General features: G+C 44.9%; 15 protein-coding genes. 11 read left to right on the top strand and 4 right to left on the bottom strand.

What is annotated here, in order from left to right; genetic code table 11:
* Positions 1–397 precede the first annotated feature (397 nt).
* The 11 genes from MCBB_RS08985 (at position 398) to MCBB_RS08935 (ending at position 16,086) form a co-directional block, all read left to right on the top strand.
* Positions 398–4,828 (top strand): cobaltochelatase subunit CobN, encoded by a 4,431-nt coding sequence (locus MCBB_RS08985; RefSeq protein ID WP_071907444.1) that lies wholly within the window; start codon positions 398–400, stop codon positions 4,826–4,828.
* A gap of 216 nt (positions 4,829–5,044) precedes the next feature.
* Positions 5,045–5,752 (top strand): DUF2162 domain-containing protein, encoded by a 708-nt coding sequence (locus MCBB_RS08980; protein ID WP_071907443.1) that lies wholly within the window; start codon positions 5,045–5,047, stop codon positions 5,750–5,752.
* Positions 5,753–5,787: 35 nt separating this feature from the next.
* Positions 5,788–6,462 (top strand): MotA/TolQ/ExbB proton channel family protein, encoded by a 675-nt coding sequence (locus MCBB_RS08975; protein ID WP_071907442.1) that lies wholly within the window; start codon positions 5,788–5,790, stop codon positions 6,460–6,462.
* Positions 6,425–6,763, top strand: coding sequence for a DUF2149 domain-containing protein (locus tag MCBB_RS08970; protein ID WP_071907441.1), 339 nt, complete (start codon positions 6,425–6,427; stop codon positions 6,761–6,763). The genes MCBB_RS08975 and MCBB_RS08970 overlap by 38 nt, the downstream gene beginning before the upstream one ends.
* A 567-nt stretch (positions 6,764–7,330) precedes the next feature.
* Positions 7,331–9,658 (top strand): CO dehydrogenase/acetyl-CoA synthase complex subunit alpha, encoded by a 2,328-nt coding sequence (gene cdhA / locus MCBB_RS08965; RefSeq protein ID WP_071907440.1) that lies wholly within the window; start codon positions 7,331–7,333, stop codon positions 9,656–9,658.
* A 36-nt stretch (positions 9,659–9,694) separates the two neighbouring features.
* On the top strand, positions 9,695–10,210 hold the full coding sequence (gene cdhB, locus MCBB_RS08960) for a CO dehydrogenase/acetyl-CoA synthase complex subunit epsilon (protein WP_071907439.1): 516 nt from the start codon (positions 9,695–9,697) through the stop codon (positions 10,208–10,210).
* A gap of 351 nt (positions 10,211–10,561) precedes the next feature.
* Positions 10,562–11,956, top strand: a complete 1,395-nt coding sequence (gene cdhC / locus MCBB_RS08955; protein ID WP_071907438.1) for a CO dehydrogenase/CO-methylating acetyl-CoA synthase complex subunit beta — start codon at positions 10,562–10,564, stop codon at positions 11,954–11,956.
* An 80-nt stretch (positions 11,957–12,036) separates the two neighbouring features.
* Complete coding sequence (locus MCBB_RS08950) at positions 12,037–12,798, top strand: ATP-binding protein (protein WP_071907437.1); 762 nt, start codon at positions 12,037–12,039, stop codon at positions 12,796–12,798.
* Positions 12,798–13,967 carry a CO dehydrogenase/acetyl-CoA synthase subunit delta gene (gene cdhD, locus MCBB_RS08945; RefSeq protein ID WP_071907436.1) on the top strand — a complete coding sequence of 390 codons (1,170 nt, stop codon included), beginning with the start codon at positions 12,798–12,800 and terminating at the stop codon, positions 13,965–13,967. The genes MCBB_RS08950 and cdhD overlap by 1 nt, the downstream gene beginning before the upstream one ends.
* A 67-nt stretch (positions 13,968–14,034) precedes the next feature.
* On the top strand, positions 14,035–15,414 hold the full coding sequence (acsC, locus tag MCBB_RS08940) for an acetyl-CoA decarbonylase/synthase complex subunit gamma (protein WP_071907435.1): 1,380 nt from the start codon (positions 14,035–14,037) through the stop codon (positions 15,412–15,414).
* Between the two features lie 204 nt (positions 15,415–15,618).
* The gene (locus MCBB_RS08935) at positions 15,619–16,086 is read left to right on the top strand and encodes a 4Fe-4S dicluster domain-containing protein (protein WP_071907434.1); all 468 of its coding nucleotides are present in this window, start codon (positions 15,619–15,621) and stop codon (positions 16,084–16,086) included.
* Positions 16,087–16,295: 209 nt separating this feature from the next.
* Here MCBB_RS08935 and MCBB_RS11885 read toward each other — a convergent pair whose 3' ends face one another.
* The 4 genes from MCBB_RS11885 to MCBB_RS08915 form a co-directional block, all read right to left on the bottom strand.
* Complete coding sequence (locus MCBB_RS11885; RefSeq protein WP_197668939.1) at positions 16,296–16,877, bottom strand: methylated-DNA--[protein]-cysteine S-methyltransferase; 582 nt, start codon at positions 16,875–16,877, stop codon at positions 16,296–16,298.
* 337 nt (positions 16,878–17,214) lie between these two features.
* Entirely contained in the window at positions 17,215–18,585 is a 1,371-nt protein-coding gene (locus tag MCBB_RS08925; RefSeq protein WP_071907433.1) for a HEAT repeat domain-containing protein, read from the bottom strand.
* Positions 18,586–18,837: 252 nt separating this feature from the next.
* Positions 18,838–19,995 (bottom strand): NAD(P)/FAD-dependent oxidoreductase, encoded by a 1,158-nt coding sequence (locus MCBB_RS08920; protein ID WP_071907432.1) that lies wholly within the window; start codon positions 19,993–19,995, stop codon positions 18,838–18,840.
* Positions 19,988–20,167: a 4Fe-4S dicluster domain-containing protein gene (locus MCBB_RS08915; RefSeq protein WP_071907431.1), complete on the bottom strand. Its 180-nt coding sequence runs from the start codon at positions 20,165–20,167 to the stop codon at positions 19,988–19,990. Before MCBB_RS08915 ends, MCBB_RS08920 begins: the two co-directional genes overlap by 8 nt.
* Positions 20,168–20,288: the final 121 nt, after the last annotated feature.

The raw sequence follows: 20,288 nt of genomic DNA, 5'->3' as shown, positions 1-20,288 counted from the left end.
ATTTTTATAATCCCGATATTATCATTGCTGTAGGTTAATATAAATAAAAAACTTCTTCAATTCCTTTTAAAAATCAAAATATCTATTTTTTTAGTAAACTTCCAGAAAATCAGAATTTCAGGGAGGAAAGATGGGATCCGCACCTGCAGATCCCTTTACCCTTTTTATCTAACACGATTAAGAATGGACCCTTATCGTTGTTAACGTTGTAATATGTGTTGCCACATTACATATTAGACCCTAACTAGTATATAAAATTTACTTTATTTATTTTCAACCAAAATGGATTTTATTAAAGTAAAATGGAAAGATATATAAATCAATTTTACTTAATTTTTTATCAAGCATATTTGAATAATTCTTTATGCTTATCAAAACTTAAAAAGGAGGTGAAAATGTGAAAAAACAGATACTTATGCTTTTTATAGGTCTATTTATGGGAATAACAGTTTTTGGCTCGGCAGTTTCAGCTGCAGGCCCTGTCAATGATACCCATCTTCAGACCGTTGATTCTTCAGGTGCTTTGAACGACTCTGAAAACATCACCTACGTCAAGGCCTCAAATCCCACTTCAGATCCGGCCTTAAATACTGCTTCGAATCAGGCTTCAAATAAAACTTCAACTCAAGCCTCAAAGGATGTTGATCCTGAGATCACCCTTAACATCACCCTGGAACATCCAGAGGCCCTTTCAAACAAGCTACCAACTGTGACAGTTAAGGATGCAGCTGGAAACACTGTAAAGGGTGTGACTGTAACCAGGATAGGAAGTGGAAAGTACAAGGTTAACTTCACAAGCGATAAAAAGAACTTCAACTTAACGGTGGGTGCAGGTGGACATGTGTCCCAAACAGTGAACGTATCAGTCTCACAGAGGAACGCCACTGATCCCACACTATACGGTGAAGCAAATGTGAAGTTGAGGGCATACAACCTGCTTGTAATAAGCGGATGTCCCAACTACGCCAAGCCATTCGTTGACTCAAACAAGAAACTCAGGGAGAGGGGATACTACTTCAACCTGAACTTCTTCACCAACGAGGATCTCACATCTGCAGACACCAAAGCGAAGATAAAACAGTTGGCAAATAAGGCAGACCTCATCATCGTGGAGATGATAAGTGAATCAGGCACCCTCTCAAATTTAATGCCGCTCATATCCGATTCAAATGCCAAGATAATGGCTTTAAGGTGCGGTGTTGCATTTTTAAACAACACAAAAATAGATTCCAACGACACAGAACTCAGGGCCTACTGGGATGGGACCGGTGCAGACAACATGGAGAGGTTCCAGCTCAGGGCACTTCAAAGGATTGGAATGCCTGTGGAAGCTGCTGAAAACCTCAGCGTGGTCACATATCCAACAGAGTTCATATACCATCCAGATTCAACCACACCCCAGTTCGCAACCTGGGCTGACTACCTGAAATGGTACAAAAACAGCGGCCACTACAAACCAGGCAAGGCATGGGTGGGTGTAATGATGTATTCCTCCATGTTCTTCAATGGAAACAGCGACATGGCAATGAGCATACTCAGAAGCCTTGAAGCCAAGGGTTTGAACGTGGTTCTGGCTGTAACAGCATCAAGCGACACTGCCAGGGCAAATGCCATAACCAAGTACTTCCTGGATGGCAGCACATCCAGGATAGGTGCCCTAGTGGCCTGTGTTGGCTACAACATCATATACAACAACCCCCAGAACAGTACCAATCTCCTCAAGAGGATGAACATACCAATATTCGCCCCTATTTACGCTTCAGACCTTGAAACCTGGAAGAACAGTTCTTCAGGACTGTCCAGTGAACTTTACTGGCAGGTGGCCTGGCCTGAGATGGAGGGAAGGATAGAACCCATAATCATGGGAGGTGTTGAATCAGCAGAAACAGATCCCTACACAGGCATCGTTGTGAAGAACTACACACCACTATCCGACAGGATAGAGAGAATAACCAACAGGGTCTACAACTGGATAGCACTCCAAACACTCCCTAACAGTGCAAAGAAAATAGCAATTATCTACTACAACAGTGCAGGGGGTAAGGATGGAGTTGGTGCTTCCTACCTCAACGTTCCTGAGAGCATATCAGCAATACTCAAGGCTCTCAAGGCAGCAGGTTACGATGTATCCGACAACGTATCAACTGAATCCATAATCAAACTCTTCACCACGGCTGGAAACAACGTGGGTTCCTGGGCTCCAGGAGAACTTAAGAAGGTGGTTGATGCAGGTGCAATAACCATACCCCTCAGCGAGTACATGGAATGGTTCAACACACTGCCAGAAGAACTCAGAAAGGAGGTCACTGCCAAGTGGGGTGCTGCTCCAGGCAGCGTCATGGTCTACAACGGTAACATAGTTTTACCCGGTATAATGCTGGGCAACATATTCGTTGGTGCTCAACCCATGCGCGGATGGGGAGAGAACTCCACAGACATCGCCCACTCATCAACACTGCCACCAACCCACCAGTACATTGCATTCTACATGTGGCTCCAGAAGAACATGGGTGCCAACGCAGTCATACACCTGGGAACACACGGAACCCTTGAATGGCTCCCTGGAAAAAGCGTGGGACTCAGTGGTGATGACTGGCCGGATGTTCTACTGGGAAACATGCCCAACATCTACCCCTACATAGTTGACAACACTGGAGAGGGAACCCAGGCCAAGAGAAGGGGCTACGCAGTGATAATAGATCATCTCACAGCTCCAATAATAACCTCAGGCCTCTACGGAGATCTTTCAACCCTCCAGGACGTGATAAACAGCTACGACAACACACAGGACAGCCAGCGTAAAGCAGCTCTTGAAAAACAGATCAGGGCAATGGTAACCAAGATGCATATTGATCAGGACATCGGTCTCAACATGAAGACTGCAGCCTTCAGCGACATCAAGAACCAGGTTGAACACCACCTCGAGGATATTGCAGCAACACTGATCCCCTATGGACTCCACACCTTTGGAGTTGCCCTCAACGGCACCATCCTGGATCAGATGGTTGAATCCATTGTGAGCTTCGACCCTGCAAACAGGAACAACACAGAGTTCAGGGAAAAGATACGTGCTGAACTCTCTCAAAACTATGAGATGGAAGCCCTGCTTGCAGCACTGAGTGGAGAATACGTGGCACCGTCCATTGGTGGTGATCCTGTTCGAAACCCAGACGTGCTTCCAACCGGTGCAAACTTCTACTCCTTCGACCCGAGGTCTGCTCCAGATTCAACTGCCTGGTTGATAGGCAAGCAGATGGCCGACGACATGCTCATTGATTACTACAAGAAGAACGGGCACTTCCCTGAAACAGTGGGTGTTGTTCTATGGTCAACTGAAACCATGCGTACCAACGGTCAGACCATAGCCATGATACTCAGGTACATGGGTCTGGAACCCCAGTGGAAATCAGGAAGGTTCGTAGGTGTTACTGTAACACCACTGAGCAAGCTCACACTGAACATCAACGGAAAAACCGTGAACAGGCCGCGTGTTGACGTGCTTGTGACCATAAGCGGTCTCTTCAGGGACACCTTCTCCTACACCATGGATATTCTTGACAAGGCCTTCCGCCAGGTTGCAGCTCTACCTGAAAGTACAGATAACAACTACGTTAAGAAGCACTACCAGAACAACTACAACAAGTACACCAAGGGCGGTATGAGCTCTAAAGATGCAGATGCCCTTGCAGGGGCCAGAATATTCGGACCTGCGCCTGAGGGTTATGGAACCGGGGTCGCAGCCCAGGTACCAAACACATCCAAGTGGACTGATCAGTCAGATCTCGTTGATACGTACCTCTCAAGGATGTCCTACATCTACGGGGTAGGTTCTTACGGTGTTCAGGGACTTCAGGCCTTTAAAGATCAGCTGAAAACTGTTCAGGCAACTGTTCAAGTGAGGGACAACAACTACGGAGTTCTTGACAACGACGATGTTTACCAGTACCTCGGAGGTCTTACAATGGCTGCGAAGAGTCTCTCTGGTTACGATGTGAGTGTTTACATTGCAAACACACGTTCAAATCCAAGGATAGAAACTCTGGGTCAGTTCATGTCCGATGAAATCAGGACACGGCTTTTGAATCCCAAGTGGCAGCAGGGTATGCTCAACCAGGGATACTCCGGTGCCAACGAGATTTCAAAGGAGATAGGTTACATGTTCGCATGGAAGGCTGTTACACCAGATGCTGTGAAGGACTGGCAATGGAATGAAATTGCCCAGAACTATGCATTCAATTCCGCGGTCAGAAACCAAATGCTTCAGGCAAACCCCTACGCATACACATCCATGCTGGGCTGGATGCTTGAGGCGAACATGAGGAACATGTGGAGCACTGACAAGGCAACCCTAACGGATCTTGCAAACCAGTACGTCAGCTACACAACCAAGTACGGTGTAACATGCTGTCACCACACCTGTGGAAACATCCAGTTCAACCAGATGGTTGTTCAGATGTCCTCCCTGAGTGCTGACACCTTGAAGCAGTTTGCAGGTGTTGTGGCTGCTGCAACAGGAAAAAATCTAAACGTTCCAAACAGTCAGTCAAACGCTGGTCAGAGTCAGGCAAATGCAGGTCAGAGTCAGTCCAACGCTGGCCAGTCTCAGTCTAAAAGCTCCAAGAGCAGTAGCAGTGCAGGTTCATCTGCATCCAGTCAGAGTGCGGATTCATCCAATGCAGGTTCATCAAACAATGGAAAGGCAAGTGAAATATCAGTTAAAAGCAGTAGCAGTGCATCCCAATCTTCAGGAGTACCATTTGCTGCTATTGCAGGTGTTCTCGCACTTCTAGGACTTTTAGGTGTTGGATACTTCAAGGGAAGGAATTAAACCAGTCAAAGGAAGAATTTAAAACATTTGGGGTTAAACCCTCTTTTTATTTTTTTATTTGGAGGAAGGATAATACAAATCTTAAATTGAAGACCTAATTAGTATTAATTCATTAAATATTATTACGGATCAGGGGAAAATCCCAGTGAAAGTAATAATAAAAATCAAATAGAAATTATTATATATTCAAAAGATCCAGAACATGGAATGATTAAAATGATCGAGTTACTATGGAAATTAGGAGTTTTATCGGCAGTTCTTGTATTCGGTGTGAAAATAGGGCTGGCAATGGGATTTGCAGGACTATCAAAGAAAACAGCAGCCCTCATCACCATTGGATACGGTGGGGGAATACTCCTCCTGTCAAAACTTGCAGAGGGATACACGGATGTTCTTTATAAAGTAATCTACGACTACAATTTTGCAATATTTCTTGTAATGGCCGTTGTTATTGCCTATGCAGGTTTTCACACCATCAAGGAGTGGAAGAGGAACAAGAAAAACCATGCCAAGGCATCGTGCATGGCAATGATCGCACCGTGCCCGTGCTGCTTTGGAGCAGTCATCGCAGCAATAATACTGGTTTCGCCGGTTATAGGTGCATCATCCTTCGTGATAGGAAAGTACGCAGCACTGTTCCTTGCAGTTACAATAGGAATATTCTACCTGGCTTCAGGTGCAATCGTCAGGATCAGCAAGAAGCCCTACCCAGTTCTCCTGGGCAATTTCATGCTCTTTGTTGGACTCTACTTCCTTGCATCTGCAATAGTGATCCCAAATATCAGCACTGCCATGACATCCAAGGCCAGTCCCCTGACGATTCCATCACTCAACGTGGTTGCAGGGGTTCTTGTTGCACTTGCACTCCTAATTGGACTGGGCATTTTTATGACTAAAAAAAGGAGTATTCTGGTTAAAGGTTAATTTCAATGATATATTAGTTGTTAGAGGTGTTTACAATGGTTGCAGTTCCAGGTAGTGAATTTTTAAGCAGTATTCTGCACGTGGTATCCCAGAGCCTCCTCATCCCTGTGATAGTGGGACTTTTAGCCTTCATGATCTATGCAATAGTTGCATTTGGAGGACTGCTCTCGGAATACTCAAGCAGAATCCGTTTAAGTACAGAGGAAATAGAAACGATAATCAACGATCTATCACGATCCAGAAGCTCAGAGGAGCTTATTAAAACTGTTCAAAGTAGCACACTTTCAGATCCTCAGAAGGAGATCGTGGTTAAAATAGCTTCCAACCCTGACATGGGTTCCAAGTCAAGGGAGGCCTTTGCAAGGAAGCTGCTGGAAGCAGAGGAATTGAAGGCTGCACGCAGCCTTGAGAAAACTGATATGGTAACGCGTTTAGGCCCAACCCTGGGTTTGATGGGCACACTCATACCCATGGGCCCGGGACTTGCAGCCCTGGGTGCAGGGGATGTGAACACCCTTGCACAGGCCATAATAATAGCCTTCGACACAACAGTTGTTGGTATAGGTGCTGGTGGTGTTGCATACGTCATATCCAAGGTTAGGAGGAGATGGTACGAGGAGTACCTGTCCAACCTTGAAGCAGTGGCAGAATCTGTACTGGAGGTTTTGGAGAGTGTTAAGACGAAAACGCCGTATCCTAGTGGACAATGATGAGGATCCACTTGCAGGGACAACGAACCTTGTTGATGCAATGCTGGTCCTTGCAGTGGGATTCCTGATATTCCTGGTTGTATCCTGGAACATGCAGAGCGTTGTCTTCAGCAGTGCCTCTCCAGAAGAAAAGAAACAGACCATGCAGGCAATGCAAAAAGCTGCAGAGGTCCAGATGGGCCAACAGCTCAACAGCACACCCCAGACACAGTCTGGACAGGGTTCAGGTTATGCAGAGCTTGGAAAGGTTTACAAGGATCCCAAGACAGGTAAGCTCATCATGGTTGAGGGAAGTTCGTGACAGATGGAACAAAAGATTCCATCAGCTCAGGATGCTAACACCTATAAAGGGTTGTTCACCCATCCAACCTCCACTCCATGATACTCCAACATTCATCCCATTATTTTCCCCCAGTTTTCTTTTTTACAGATTTCCAAGGTTTTCTTTTCCCCTTTAACAGGTTCTTCCAGACTTTGATACCTGTAATGGTTGATGTTTCAGTTTTCAGGCCTTTTTTTGATTAAGGTTTTAATCCAAAACCCATTTTTTATTCTATGTTTCAGTTCTTGCCCCATTTTTTTATCAAATGTTCAAATTAATCTTAAAGATACTTTTTTCAAATAAAAATCCATTTTTAGGATTTATCGACGACTTAAAAGATTTTCAGTTAATATTAAAAGTTGAATAAGATTTTTTAAGATTTAAAAACATTTTTAACATTTTTTTAATCTTTAAACTGGATATACTTCCTTTTCACAACCTTCTACAATGCCCTGTCATACACAAACTTTATATTAGATTTGAATCTAAAAGAAAAACATCATTATAAATCATTACTAATTCGAGGATAAAAATCAGGTGATAAATGTGGCACCTAAACCAAAGGAATTCAATGGCAATTTTTGGAAAACAAAGGATTTCAAGGTCTCAATAGGTGAGATAGTTGAAAAAAAGAGGTCTGAGGAGGTCCCAATGGGTCCGACTCCAAAACCAAGTGTAACGGACCTCAGATCATGGGACATGAAGCTTTTAAATAGATACGAGCCATTCTACGCTCCGTTCTGTGACATGTGCTGCCTCTGCACCTACGGTAAGTGCGACCTCCTTGGCAAACAAGGAGCATGCGGAATCGATGCAAAGGCACAGCAGGGAAGAATGGTCCTTATAGCATCATGCATAGGAACTGCAGCCCACGGAGGACATGCAAGACACCTCCTTGAATACCTGATTGAGAAGAAGGGTGAGGACTTCCCAGTAGACCTGGGCGGCAGTATAGACGTAGAAGCACCCATAATGCGAACGGTCATAGGTAAAAAACCTGAAACACTGGCAGACCTCAGGGAAGCAATTGAATACGTTGAGGAACAGACACTACAGCTTTTATCAGCAACCCACACAGGACAGGAAGGAAACTACATGGACTTCGAGTCCAAGGTACTCCACGCAGGACTCATGGACCACGTTGGAATGGAGGTGGGTGACATAGCCCAGATAGTGGCCCTGAACCTTCCAAAGGGCTCTGAGGACACAGAACTTGTTGAACTGGGCCTTGGAACCATAGACCAAGAAAAACCTGTGATCCTGTGCATAGGACACAACGTTGCACCTGGAGCAGGGATCATAGACTACATGGAAGATCAGGGATTGGAAGACGACCTCGAAGTCTGTGGAATATGCTGTGCAGCCATAGACATCACACGCTACAACAACCAGGCCAAGGTGGTGGGTCCAATCTCAAAACAGCTGAAATTCGTGAGAAGCGGAGTTGCAGACGTTGTTGTTGTGGACGAACAGTGTGTACGTACCGACGTGCTACAGGAGGCCAGAAAGAACAAGGCCGTTGTCATAGCAACCACAGACAAGATCTGCATAGGCCTGCCTGACAAAACCAAGGAAGACCCTGATAAAATCGTTTCAGAACTTTTAAACGACGAGATCGAAGGTGCGCTCATCCTGGACCCTGCCAAGGTTGGAGAAGTGGCTGTTAAAGCTGCAAAAAAACTTTCAGGGGAAAGGGAGAACCTCAAGATGCTTCCTGACATGGACGAAGTTGTTGAGTACGCAAAGGAATGCACAGAATGCGGATGGTGCGACAGGGTCTGTCCAAACAGCCTTCCAATGATGGACGCAGTCATGGCCATAACAGAGGGCGACTTCTCCAAGATGGAAAAACTCCACCAGTACGACCTCTGCTACTCATGCGGACGATGTGAACAGGAATGTCCAAGGGACATACCAACTGTATCACTCGTTACAAAGGTTGGAGAACGCTCAGTTAAGGATGAGAGGTTCAACATACGGGCTGGACGCGGACCAGTACAGGACGTTGAGATCAGGAAGGTTGGAGCACCAATCGTACTTGGAGACATACCGGGGGTTGTTGCACTCATAGGATGCACCAACTACCCTGAAGGAGGAATCGAAGTTGCAAAGATGGCAGAGGAGTTCCTTGAGAGAAACTACATAGTGGTTACCACAGGATGCAGTGCCATGTCCATAGGGGAGTACAGGGACGAGGAGGGAAAAACCCTCTACGAGAAGTACAGTGGAAACTTCGATGCCAAAGGACTGGTTAACCTGGGCTCATGCGTATCAAACTCCCACGTCTCAGGGGCCGTCATAAAGATAGCTAGCATATTCGCCAAGAAACCACTTGAGGGCAACTTCGAGGAAATTGCAGACTACATACTCAACAGGGTTGGAGCTTGTGGAGTTGCATGGGGTGCATACTCCCAGAAGGCAGCAGCCATAGCAGCAGGTGTTAACCGTTGGGGGGTGCCAGCAGTTGTGGGACCACAGGCATCCAAGTACAGAAGGTTGTACCTTGGAAGACCAGACCAGAAAGAGAAGTGGAAGGTCAACGACCTCCGGCAGAACAGGGTCATGGACGGCGAACCCGCACCAGAACACCTCCTCTACTCTGCAGAGAACAGGGGAGAGGCAACAGTCATGGTAGCAAAGCTCTGCATAAGGCCAACAGACACACCAAAGGGAAGGCAGATGAAGCTCACCCACTACATAGACCTCAGCAAGAAGTACTTCGGAAAGATACCCGACGATGTGCACCTATTCGTGAGAACAGACAAGGACGTTCCAATAACCTACAAAAAGGACGTCATGAAGATATTGGAGGAAAGGGGATGGGAGCCAAGGGAGGTACCACTGGAACCTTCCCTCATGGACTTTAAAGAGTAAGGATTAGATTACATGGATTAGATGTAAGGTGATTGTATGAGCAAAGAAAGAGTAATTCCATGGCAGCCAACCGTGATTGCAGGACCCAAACAGGCACTTCTTGTAACCCCGGAAACAGCCAAGATGATGATCAAAAAATCAAAGAGACCCCTCATGGTTGTGGGTCCCCTTGTAAAGGAGGAACCCCTCACAGACTACGCCGCAGACATTGCAGCCAAATGGGGGCTTCCAATGGTTTCCACAGGAGATGCCTACAAGGCCTTCAATGAGAAGGGTGTTAAAACCAAGTCCTACGGACTGGTTGAAATCACCAACCTCCTCCAGGACCCGAACTGGAAGGGAGTCCAGGGTGAGGGACAGCACGACCTGGTGATCTTCATGGGATGCATTTACTACATGGCTTCACAGGGCCTTTCAACCCTGAAGCACTTCGCACCCCACCTGAAAACCCTTACCATCTGCAAATTCTTCCATTCAAATGCAGACGCATCCTTCCCAAACATGGATGATGATGAATGGTTCAGGTACCTGGAGAAGATGAAGCAGGATTAAAAACAAACGGATTTAAAGGGGAATTTTAACAAAAAAATCTCAATGAAGCAATGATTGAAGATCAACTTCACAGATCACTGTTGGAGAGTACTGAACATTAAAAGATAATTCAAAAAACTGAAAGAAATATTGAAACTGATCAAAAAACTTTTTAAATTCTTTAAAAGTTTTAAAAATTATAAAAAAATCATGAAAAGTTTTTAAAATAGATTTAATCAGAGATTTTAATTTGGTTTAAACGCATAATCATTACATGGATAAATTTCAGTGAAATAAATCAGATCCCCTATGTTTAATAAAGATGTTAGGATCATGTGATCGAGTTATAAAAGACTAGATTGGAGGAATTCAATGTTTGAGGATATACCTGTTGATGTCAGCCCCATGTACGAGGGGGAAAGAATAAGGGCAGCGAATATGTTCTGTGAACTTGCAGGCCCCAAATCCATTGGAGCAGAACTTGTCCAAGTGGCAGAGGATGTTGAAGATGGAAGCGTGTTGGTCGTAGGTCCAAATATCGATGAGATGACAGAGGGGGAGAGGTATCCCTTCGGAATTCTCGCAGAGATAAAGGGTGAAAAGCTTGAAAAGGAACTTGAAGGTGTTATTGAGAGGAAAATGCATGAACTGTGCAACTACGTAAACGGATTCATGCACCTGAACCAGCGCGACCAGATATGGTGCCGTGTAAGCAAAGAGGCCCGTGACAAGGGATTCAAACTGGAACACCTTGGAGAGGCAGTTGCAGCCCTTTACAAAGAGGAATTTCCAATAATAGAGGCAATATCCATAAGGATATTCACGGACGAGGCAGAGGTTGAATCCTTCCTTGAAAGGGCCAGGGCCCAGTATGAAGAGAGGGATGCAAGGGCCAGGGAACTCACAGACGAGGATGTGGATGTCTTCTACGGCTGTGTTATGTGCCAGTCCTTTGCACCGACCCATGTCTGTGTTGTAACTCCAGACAGAACAGCACTCTGCGGTGCCATAAACTGGTTCGACTGCAGGGCAGCAGCCAAGATGGACCCGGACGGCCCAATATTTGAGATTGAAAAGGGAGAAGTTCTGGATGAAATCAAGGGTGAATATGCAAATGTCAACGCTGCAGTGGCCGACAGATCACAGGGAACTTTTGACAGGGTTTACCTCCACAGTGTCTTCGGATACCCTCACACATCCTGTGGATGCTTCGAGGCAGTGGCCTTCTACATACCTGAACTCGATGGAATAGGCATAGTTGACCGTGACTTCAAGGGAGAAACACCCCTGGGAATTCCATTCTCAGCAATGGCAGGACAGTGCTCAGGTGGAAAACAGGTTGAAGGATTTGCAGGACTCAGCCTTGAGTACATGAGGTCACCTAAGTTCCTCCAGGCAGACGGCGGCTATGAAAGGATCATCTGGCTTCCAAAGGAGATAAAAGACTCCTTAACGGACTTCATACCAGCAGATCTTGTGGATAAGATCCCAACCGAGGAGGATGCCAGCAGCATAAAAGAGATAAGAAGGTTCCTCAGGGAACATGAACACCCAATAATCCAGAGGCTCAAGGAAGCCAGGAAGGAAAGGCGTGAGGAAAGAAAAGCTCTAGAAGAGGCAGAAGCTCCGGAAGAAGTTCCAACAGAAATGGAGGAAACGCCAGTTGCATACGCACCTGAACTCACAATACCTGCTTCAGGCGGGGTGAAAATAATCCTCAAAAACGCCAAGGTCTACGCTGAAAAGGTGATCATCAAGAAGAAATGAAATCCCTGGATTAATTTCAAAAAAACTGTAAAATTGGGATATATTTTTTTGATTGATAAAAAAACATTGGAGATGTGTGTTTGATAATAGCGGTGAGTGGAAAGGGAGGAACTGGAAAAACCATGGTTTCATCCCTTCTTATAAAGGCCCTTTCAAAGACTGGAAAGGATATTCTGGCAATAGATGCTGATCCTGATTCCAACCTTCCAGAGGCACTTGGTGTTGAGGTTGAAAAGACAGTTGGTGATGTTAGGGAGGAACTCAAGAGGGACACGGCAGCACGGAAGATCCCTGAGGGTGTGAACAAGTGGGACATCCTAGACTACAAGATCATGGAATCAGTTGTTGAAACACCAAAATTTGACCTTCTGGTCATGGGAAGACCTGAAGGAAGCGGATGCTACTGTGCAGTTAACAACATGCTCAGAAAGATAATAGAAACACTCTCCAACAACTACGATATTATCGTAATTGATACGGAGGCAGGACTGGAACACCTGAGCCGGAGAACAACCCAGAACGTTGACACCATGCTGGTGGTCACAGACACCTCAAAGAGGGGAATGCTGACAGCCCAGAGAATAGGTGAACTCTCAAAGGAACTGGACATAAACTTCAAAGAAATGTTCCTTATCCTGAACCGTGTTAAACTAGATCGAGAAAATGAAGTCATGAAAAAAGTTGATGAACTTGGAATGAAACTCATAGGGCGAATCTACGAAGATGAGGAAGTATCAAGGTACGATATTGAGGGAAAACCTCTTCTAGACCTTCCAGATGACTCCCTCCCAGCTTCTGAAGTTTCAAATATAGTATCTAGAATTTTAAAGGATGTGGGTTAATGGATAAAATGACGCAGCTTCTTAAACTACTTGAAAGTACAGACTCCATAGAAATAAATGAGTTCAGAATGGATTTTGAAGAACTGGAACTCCAGATCATGCCTGCAGTCCAAAAAATGGTGCAGAACGTTGCCCAGAAACAGGCAGCAGTTGCAGAGAGCATGGGCATAACTCTGCCACCAGCAGAGCCCTTCTCACCACCCATAATGGACTACCCAGGTGAAGTGGCAGAGGTTCAGCTTGGAATGGGAACAAGAAAACCAGTCTTCCTCGGGGGACAGAAGGCACTCTACAGGTTTGAACATCCCCAGCCAAACCCCCCAGTTGTGACCTTCGATGTCTTTGACATACCCATGCCTGGACTTCCCAAGCCAATAAGGGAACACTTCCAGGATGTTATGGAAAGCCCTGGTGAATGGGCTAAAAAGGCAGTTAAAGAGTACGGTGCCAACATGGTAACCATGCACCTCATAGGAACAGGTCCAAAGGTCATGGACAGAACACCACGTGAGGGAGCACAGGCAGTGGAAGAGGTTCTACAGGCCGTCAAGGTACCACTCGTTATCGGTGGATCAGGAGATCCGAAAAAGGACCCCCTTGTTCTTGAAGCAGCAGCTGCAGCAGCAGAGGGAGAAAGATGTCTTTTGGCATCTGCAAACCTAGACCTGGACTACAAGAAGGTTGCAAAGGCAGCTCTTGACTACAACCATGCGGTGCTCTCATGGGCAATAACCGATATAAACATGCAGAAAACCCTCAACAAGTACCTCATGAAGGAGGGACTCACCCAGCAGGACATAGTCATGGACCCAACAACCTGTGCCCTTGGTTACGGTATAGAGTTCTCAATAGATGTTATAACCAGAACCAGACTGGCAGCCCTCAAGGGAGACACTGACCTTCAAATGCCAATGTCCTCAGGTACAACCAATGCATGGGGTTCACGTGAAGCATGGATGAAGAAGGATGAATGGGGACCAACAGCCTACCGTGGCCCAATATGGGAGATAATAACCGGTTTAACAATGATGCTCTGCGGTGTTGATATATTCATGATGCTCCACCCATCATCTGTCAGTATGCTCAAGGAAATAGGAAACACCTTCACAAAGGAACACATGTCCTCAGATGTGCCTGACATTTCAGGATGGATAACGGAGCTTGGATAGGCTCATAAAAAACTTTTGAAACTAAAGAAATGTAATTTAAAGATATTTTAGTAAGGAGGTTTACAAATTGCAACTAACTGCAATGGATATATACAGACTGCTTCCCAAGACCAACTGCGCAAAGTGCGGTGAAGCATCTTGCATGGCATTCGCCACAAAACTCTCTGAAAAGGAGACAGACCTGGAATTATGCACCCAGATGGCTGCAAATGAACTTGAAAAACTTGAAAATTTACTGGCACCAGCTGTACGGGAAATAACAATTGGTAAAGGGGCCAAAACAGTAACCTTCGGTGGGGATGAGGTACTCTACAGGTACGAACTCACCTACTACAACCCAACACCAATAGTCATCGATGTGGCAGACAACATGGAAGAATCTGCCTTTGATGAGAGGGTTAAAACCATAGAGGAAACTGAATTTGAAAGAACAGGTGAAGTTCTCACCCTGAATGCAATAGCACTGAGAAACGCATCTGGAGACAAGGAAACATTTGCTAAGGCAGCTTCAAAGCTTAAAAGCTCAAAATTTCCCCTTGTGCTCTGCTCACTTGACCCTGAAGCCATGAAAGCAGCCCTTGAAGAGGTTGGGGATGAAAGACCCCTGATCTATGCTGCAACAGAGAACAACATCGAGGAAATGGCAGCACTGGCAATTGAGTACGACTGTCCTGTAACCCTTTTCGTCCAGAACGACCTTGAGAAGATGAAAGAACTCTCAAGAACCCTCAGGGCAAAGGGAATCAAGGACATAGTTCTGGACCCTGGAACCTTCGTTGGAGAGGGAATAGGGGACACCCTTGACAACTTCGTCATGACCAGAAGACTGGCCATAAAAGAGAAGGATGAAGACTTCAGATTCCCAATCATGGGGGTTCCGGCCATAACCTGGCTCTTCGAGGAGGACGAGGTTGAAGGTGGAATCAAGGAGGCAACCATAGCAGCAACCCTCATGAACAAGTACTCAGATATAATGATAATCCATGGAACCAACATATGGGAACTCATACCAGTTCTCACATTGAGGCAGAGTGTTTACACGGATCCAAGGAAACCACAGGCAGTTGACCCGGGAATCTACACATTCGGAGACGTGGACGAGAATTCGCCGGTGCTCATGACAACCAACTTTTCCCTGACCTACTACACAGTTGAGGGTGACCTGAAATCTGGAAAAGCCACATGTTACCTCCTTGTACTTGACACCGAGGGAAGGGCTGTGGATGTTTCACTTGCAGGCGGACAGCTCAATGGTTCAGCAGTTGCAGATCTCATAAAGGATTCAGGAATAGAGGACAGGGTCAAAACAAGGAATCTCATAATACCTGGACTTGCAGCCCCAGCAAGCGGTGAAATTGAGGATGAAACCGGATGGGAAGTAAAGGTGGGACCAAGGGATTCATCAGCAATTGCAGACCTCCTCCTGAAACTCAAGGGTGAAGCTTAAGGGGATGATCCCGGGATCGTAACCCTTAACAGTTTCCCCATAACTTATAAGTTCTAATTGAACACTCCACAGTTCAATCATTTGATAACTGGAAGAGTTTTAATTAGATATAAAAAAAGCTTCAATTAAATATTAGAAAAAATAATTCAAAGGTATCAAAAGTAAATTCTAAAATAAATCCTAAAACATTAAAAAGGTGAATCAATGAAGACTTTGATGGTTGTAGACCCTCAGATGTGTACTGAGTGCAAGGACTGTATCACAGCATGCCAGAAGGAACACGGAGTGGCCAGGGTAAAGAAAACAAGTACTGTACCAATTTTCTGCCTGCAGTGCCATCCTGATAAAGCCCCGTGCAGGCGTATATGTCCGACCAATGCAATAAAAGAGGAAAACGGTGCCCTGATCATTGATGAGGATGCATGCATACTCTGCAGACTCTGCATGATAGCGTGTCCAGTTGGAATGATCGTTGTGGACCAGGACAAAAAAGCAGCACAGAAATGCACACTCTGCATGGAAACAGACAACATACTCCCTGCATGTGTTGAAGCCTGCAAGGACAACGTCCTGAAGATATTCTCAATCGAGGACCTTGAAGATCTCAAGAAGGATATGTCCTATGCCGAGGTACTCAAGGAAGCAATGAAGGCATATAATGAGAAGGTTTAGACGAATTCCTTAATTCCTTCACTCCCTTTTTCTTTTTGATTTTAATTTTTAACGATTATTAAGATTTTTAAACTTTTATAAGGTTTAACTGTTTTTAAACTTTAATAACAATGTTTTTTACCTTTATTTTAAGATTCAACAACAAATTTAAAGATTATAAAAAGATAAAAATTATAAAAAGAATTATGAAATCATGAAAATTGTGAATTTTAAATGATAATCCTATCATCCCTGATTTCAATTCCCTCATTTTTCAGGATTTCCCTCTTCATCCTGACTCCTCCACGGTAGTTTCCAATGTGCCCATCCGATTTCACAACCCTGTGGCAGGGTATTATTATTGGGAATGGATTTTTACCGATTGCAGTACCAACAGCCCTGTAACCCCTGGTACCAAGGGATTCTGAAATCTTCTTGTAGGTTGTAACCTCTCCGAAGGGTATCTTCGAAACTTCAAGGAGCACCCTTCTCTCAAAGGACGATGTAACAGGTAAACATTCAGATGTGGAGTCTTCAACTTCTGATGAAAAGCCAAGTTCCAAGGCATTCAAGTTGAATTTAACTTTCTTACCATGGTAGGCATCTGAAACAGTTTTTGCAAGGTCCACATGGTCATCTGTGACTTCAAAATCAGGGTGTTCCCTTGAAATTTCTGCAAGCACCTCTTCCTCAGTCTCACATGGCAGTGTGATCCTGACGATCTTACCACTATCTGAAACCCCAACTGCGAAGTGAAGCATGCCGGATTGGTATGTGGAAACTTCAATGGGATCTTCACGTTTTTTTACCATTTAAACACCCTTAAATTACCTTTTAAACAATATTCAATTCCTTTTTTTAGTTTAAAAACATCAAAATCTTTAATCTGGTTTTTAAATCTTAATTTTACTTCTACATCTTCTAATCTTACTTCTACATCTTCTAATCTTACTTCTACATCTTCTAATCTTACTTCTACAGAAGAATTTAAATTTCATATTTCATGCTGCCACACACAAAACCCTCCACAGAATCCATCCATTATCTACAAAAATCCCCTCTTCATTCACGTGAGATAAGTGGTAGAACAAATTAAATTGATGGAATCTCCAAAATTTCAGGCTTCTTCAAAGAAAAATAAGTGAAGTTTCATGTTTTATGTATCTGGAAGCTCTCAAGTATGAGATCCATGTCCTCCTCAAGGAGGTCGAAGATTTCAGGTTCTCCTGCAAACCAGAGGTAATAGAGAACATCCTCCTTCTTGAATGCGCATATGAGTATCCTAGTCATGGACACGCTGTGTGGATTCTCACCCATGAGGAGGTAGGCATCCATATCACGGACCTTGAAGGACAGTTTTGAGAGTATCTTACTGTTCTGTATGAGAAAAACGTTCCGCAGTATCTCTGCAAACTCAGTGGCTGTGATATCACCCATGTTGGCGTGCTTGTTAATGGAGAAGTTCACTGCACTGTTTGCACAGTTCCCCTTTATGATCTTCTTCTCATCGTAGTTCTCCATGACTTCCCAGCTTGCAGGGTAATCAAAGGATATCTCCCCATTGTCATAGTGAACTATCCAGTAAGCCTTTCCAGCTGATCTGATTCTTTCAAGAGCATCCTCTGCCCTGAGCCTTACGTAAATATTTTTATCCTCAAGGGCCTTGATGAGGGGTTGCACAGCCCTCTCATCCCCAATCAATCCCAGAGCTTCAGCAGCCTTACCCCTGATGTACTTGTTCCTGTCGTTCTTCCTTTTACCCTCCAGAGCGTGTATGAGAGGTTGTACGGCCCTTTCATCCCCTATCTTTCCCAGGGCTTCAGCTGCCCTGCCGCGTATGTGCCAGTCCCCATTTTTGAATATATCTATGAGTGGTTCTACAGATGCTTCGCCAATATTTTCAAGGGCCACTATTGCCTTCCAGCTCACATCGGCATCGTTGTCATTTAAGACCTTGAGAAGGAGGGTTATGGCTCTTTCTCCACCAGTCTTTCCAAGGGCAGTGGCAGCGTACTTCCTGACGTGCCAGTCATCATCATTGAGCACCTCCGCAAGGGCATCGAAGGCTGTTTCATCCCCTATTCTTCCAAGGGCATGGGCTGCATGACCGCGAACAGTCCATGATCCATCTTTAAGAGCTTCTATTAATGCGTGTACTCCATCGGGGTCTCCTAGTTTCCCCAGGGCCCTTGCAGATTTCCAGCGCACATCATCATCAGGGTCCATGATTAATGACTGTACAAGGGGCTGAAGAGCTCTTACATCACCTATGTTTCCAAGGGCTTCTGCTGAATTTTCCCTCACAGCAGTTAAAACAGGGTAATCATCCTGCCAGTCCTCATATTTAATGGCTTCAATGAGTCCTTCAACCGCCCCTTCATCACCCATACGTTTGAGTGCAATGGAAGCTTCCTTTCGAATGATCGGGTCCTCATCCTTAAGTGCATAAACTAAACCTTCAATATCCCCTATTTCTTCCATATACTCAATATCCGGTTCATATTCATCATATGAGTTCATAGTTATGGCTCCCTTTCAGCTCCTTGTACATCTGAAAAGCATATCATTAATATTAACTGTTTTATTTTTAATTAACTTTACTGATTTAAACCTGGACTCTGAAACCTGGATGGATTCCCTTAAAATTGGTTCCATGGTGTTCTGAACCTGAAATTCCCATTAAGAACATCAATCATCTCTAAATGTTTTAAGGAATTTTAATACTCACTTGTACTTATAAAAACTTTTTGCAGACCTGAAACCTCATGAAACTCAAAGAATTTCCTTTAAAAGCTTCAGGAGGTTTGGATGTTTACCCATGAACTTGAGGGCTGCGATCCTGGATATGGACTCGAAGTCTTGGGTTTCAAGAAACTCCACTATAGTATTGATGTCTTTATCAGTGAGTTTGTCCATTATCCGCCTGTACTTCAGGGATGTTTCCAGGTTTCCCCCAATTTCATTTCTCCACCTATCTTCATACCTCTTCAGGAACTTTGAGGATGTATCACAGGCTTCAACTGCTTCGGCTGCAACTTCTCCAGCTATCCTTCCGCAGGACGCTGCAAGGTGAATACCACCACCTGTTATTGGATCAACCTGTCCTGCTGCATCTCCAACAACCATGAGGCCGTCTTTAAAGGTTTTTGAAATAACACCTGAAACTGGAACCCCTCCAACCTTCAGCTCAACCGGTGTTGCATGAAACCTTGCCATGAACTTCTGGAGGTAGCTGTAGGCAGTTTCCCTTGTACCCCTAACTCCAAGACCCACATTTGCACGGTCTTCACCCTTTGGAAATATCCATGCGTATCCACCAGGAGCTGTTTCCTCACCGAAGTAGAACTTCAACCAGTTGGATGGGATGTCAAGCCCAACAACCTCGTACTGGGCACAGGAGCAAATGTCAAAGGGCTTCTTCCTTGTGTTGAGACCTGCTCTCTGTGCCACCATGGATTCAACACCATCTGCAGCCACCACAACATCCGCATGGATCTCCATCCTCTCACCCATGTGCTCTGCAACAACCCCGCACACCTTACCGTCACGTATCAAAAGATCCTTAACGGTTGTTTTGACCATAACATCTGTTCCAGCTTTGGCTGACTCCACTGCAAGGTGTTTGTCGAATATCTTCCTCTCAAGGATGTATCCCTTGGTGTTTTCACCTGCAACCTGGAACTTTCTACCGCTGGGTGCGTGAACATCTGCACCATCTATTTTGGATGCAACAAATCTTTTTGATGGTTCCATCTGGAGGGTTTCGAAGGTTGAAGTTGTTGTTCCTTCGGCACATTGAACAGGGGTTCCTATCTCCTGCCTCTTCTCTATCATGAGAACATCTGCACCTCCCCTGGATGCAAAAAGGGATGAAACAGAACCTGCTATACGCCCCCCAACAACCACAACATCGTACTTCATTCTAGTCATTTAAAGCCTCTCCTGGAGTGATGGCTCCCAGCGGACAAACTTCAAGGCACTTGCCGCACTCCTCACATCCCTCACCCACATCTATTCTATTTTCATCAAGTTCCAGTATGTTCCTTGGGCAGACCACAACACAGGCACCACAAAGTCCGCATTTCACAGGGATGTACTCCATTTTAACACCTTGATCAAATTTTAATCATTGAAGGTTCATCTAATCTGGTCAGATTCTCATTTTGATTCATTGAACTTTCAGTCCAGATATTATGATCCTAAATTTTATATATGCTTCTTTC

The sequence above is a fragment of the Methanobacterium congolense genome, from assembly GCF_900095295.1.
GTDB classification, from domain to species: Archaea; Methanobacteriota; Methanobacteria; order Methanobacteriales; family Methanobacteriaceae; genus Methanobacterium_C; species Methanobacterium_C congolense.
This window is presented reverse-complemented; position numbering and strand designations above follow the sequence as displayed.

Coding starts and splice junctions, on each gene's coding strand:
- cdhD (WP_071907436.1), top strand. CDS start 12,798: ATGGATAAAATGACGCAGCTTCTTAAACTACTTGAAAGTACAGACTCC.
- MCBB_RS11885 (WP_197668939.1), bottom strand. CDS start 16,877: ATGGTAAAAAAACGTGAAGATCCCATTGAAGTTTCCACATACCAATCC.
- MCBB_RS08915 (WP_071907431.1), bottom strand. CDS start 20,167: ATGGAGTACATCCCTGTGAAATGCGGACTTTGTGGTGCCTGTGTTGTG.
- MCBB_RS08920 (WP_071907432.1), bottom strand. CDS start 19,995: ATGACTAGAATGAAGTACGATGTTGTGGTTGTTGGGGGGCGTATAGCA.
- MCBB_RS08975 (WP_071907442.1), top strand. CDS start 5,788: ATGGTTGCAGTTCCAGGTAGTGAATTTTTAAGCAGTATTCTGCACGTG.
- MCBB_RS08925 (WP_071907433.1), bottom strand. CDS start 18,585: ATGAACTCATATGATGAATATGAACCGGATATTGAGTATATGGAAGAA.
- cdhB (WP_071907439.1), top strand. CDS start 9,695: ATGAGCAAAGAAAGAGTAATTCCATGGCAGCCAACCGTGATTGCAGGA.
- cdhC (WP_071907438.1), top strand. CDS start 10,562: ATGTTTGAGGATATACCTGTTGATGTCAGCCCCATGTACGAGGGGGAA.
- MCBB_RS08980 (WP_071907443.1), top strand. CDS start 5,045: ATGATCGAGTTACTATGGAAATTAGGAGTTTTATCGGCAGTTCTTGTA.
- MCBB_RS08935 (WP_071907434.1), top strand. CDS start 15,619: ATGAAGACTTTGATGGTTGTAGACCCTCAGATGTGTACTGAGTGCAAG.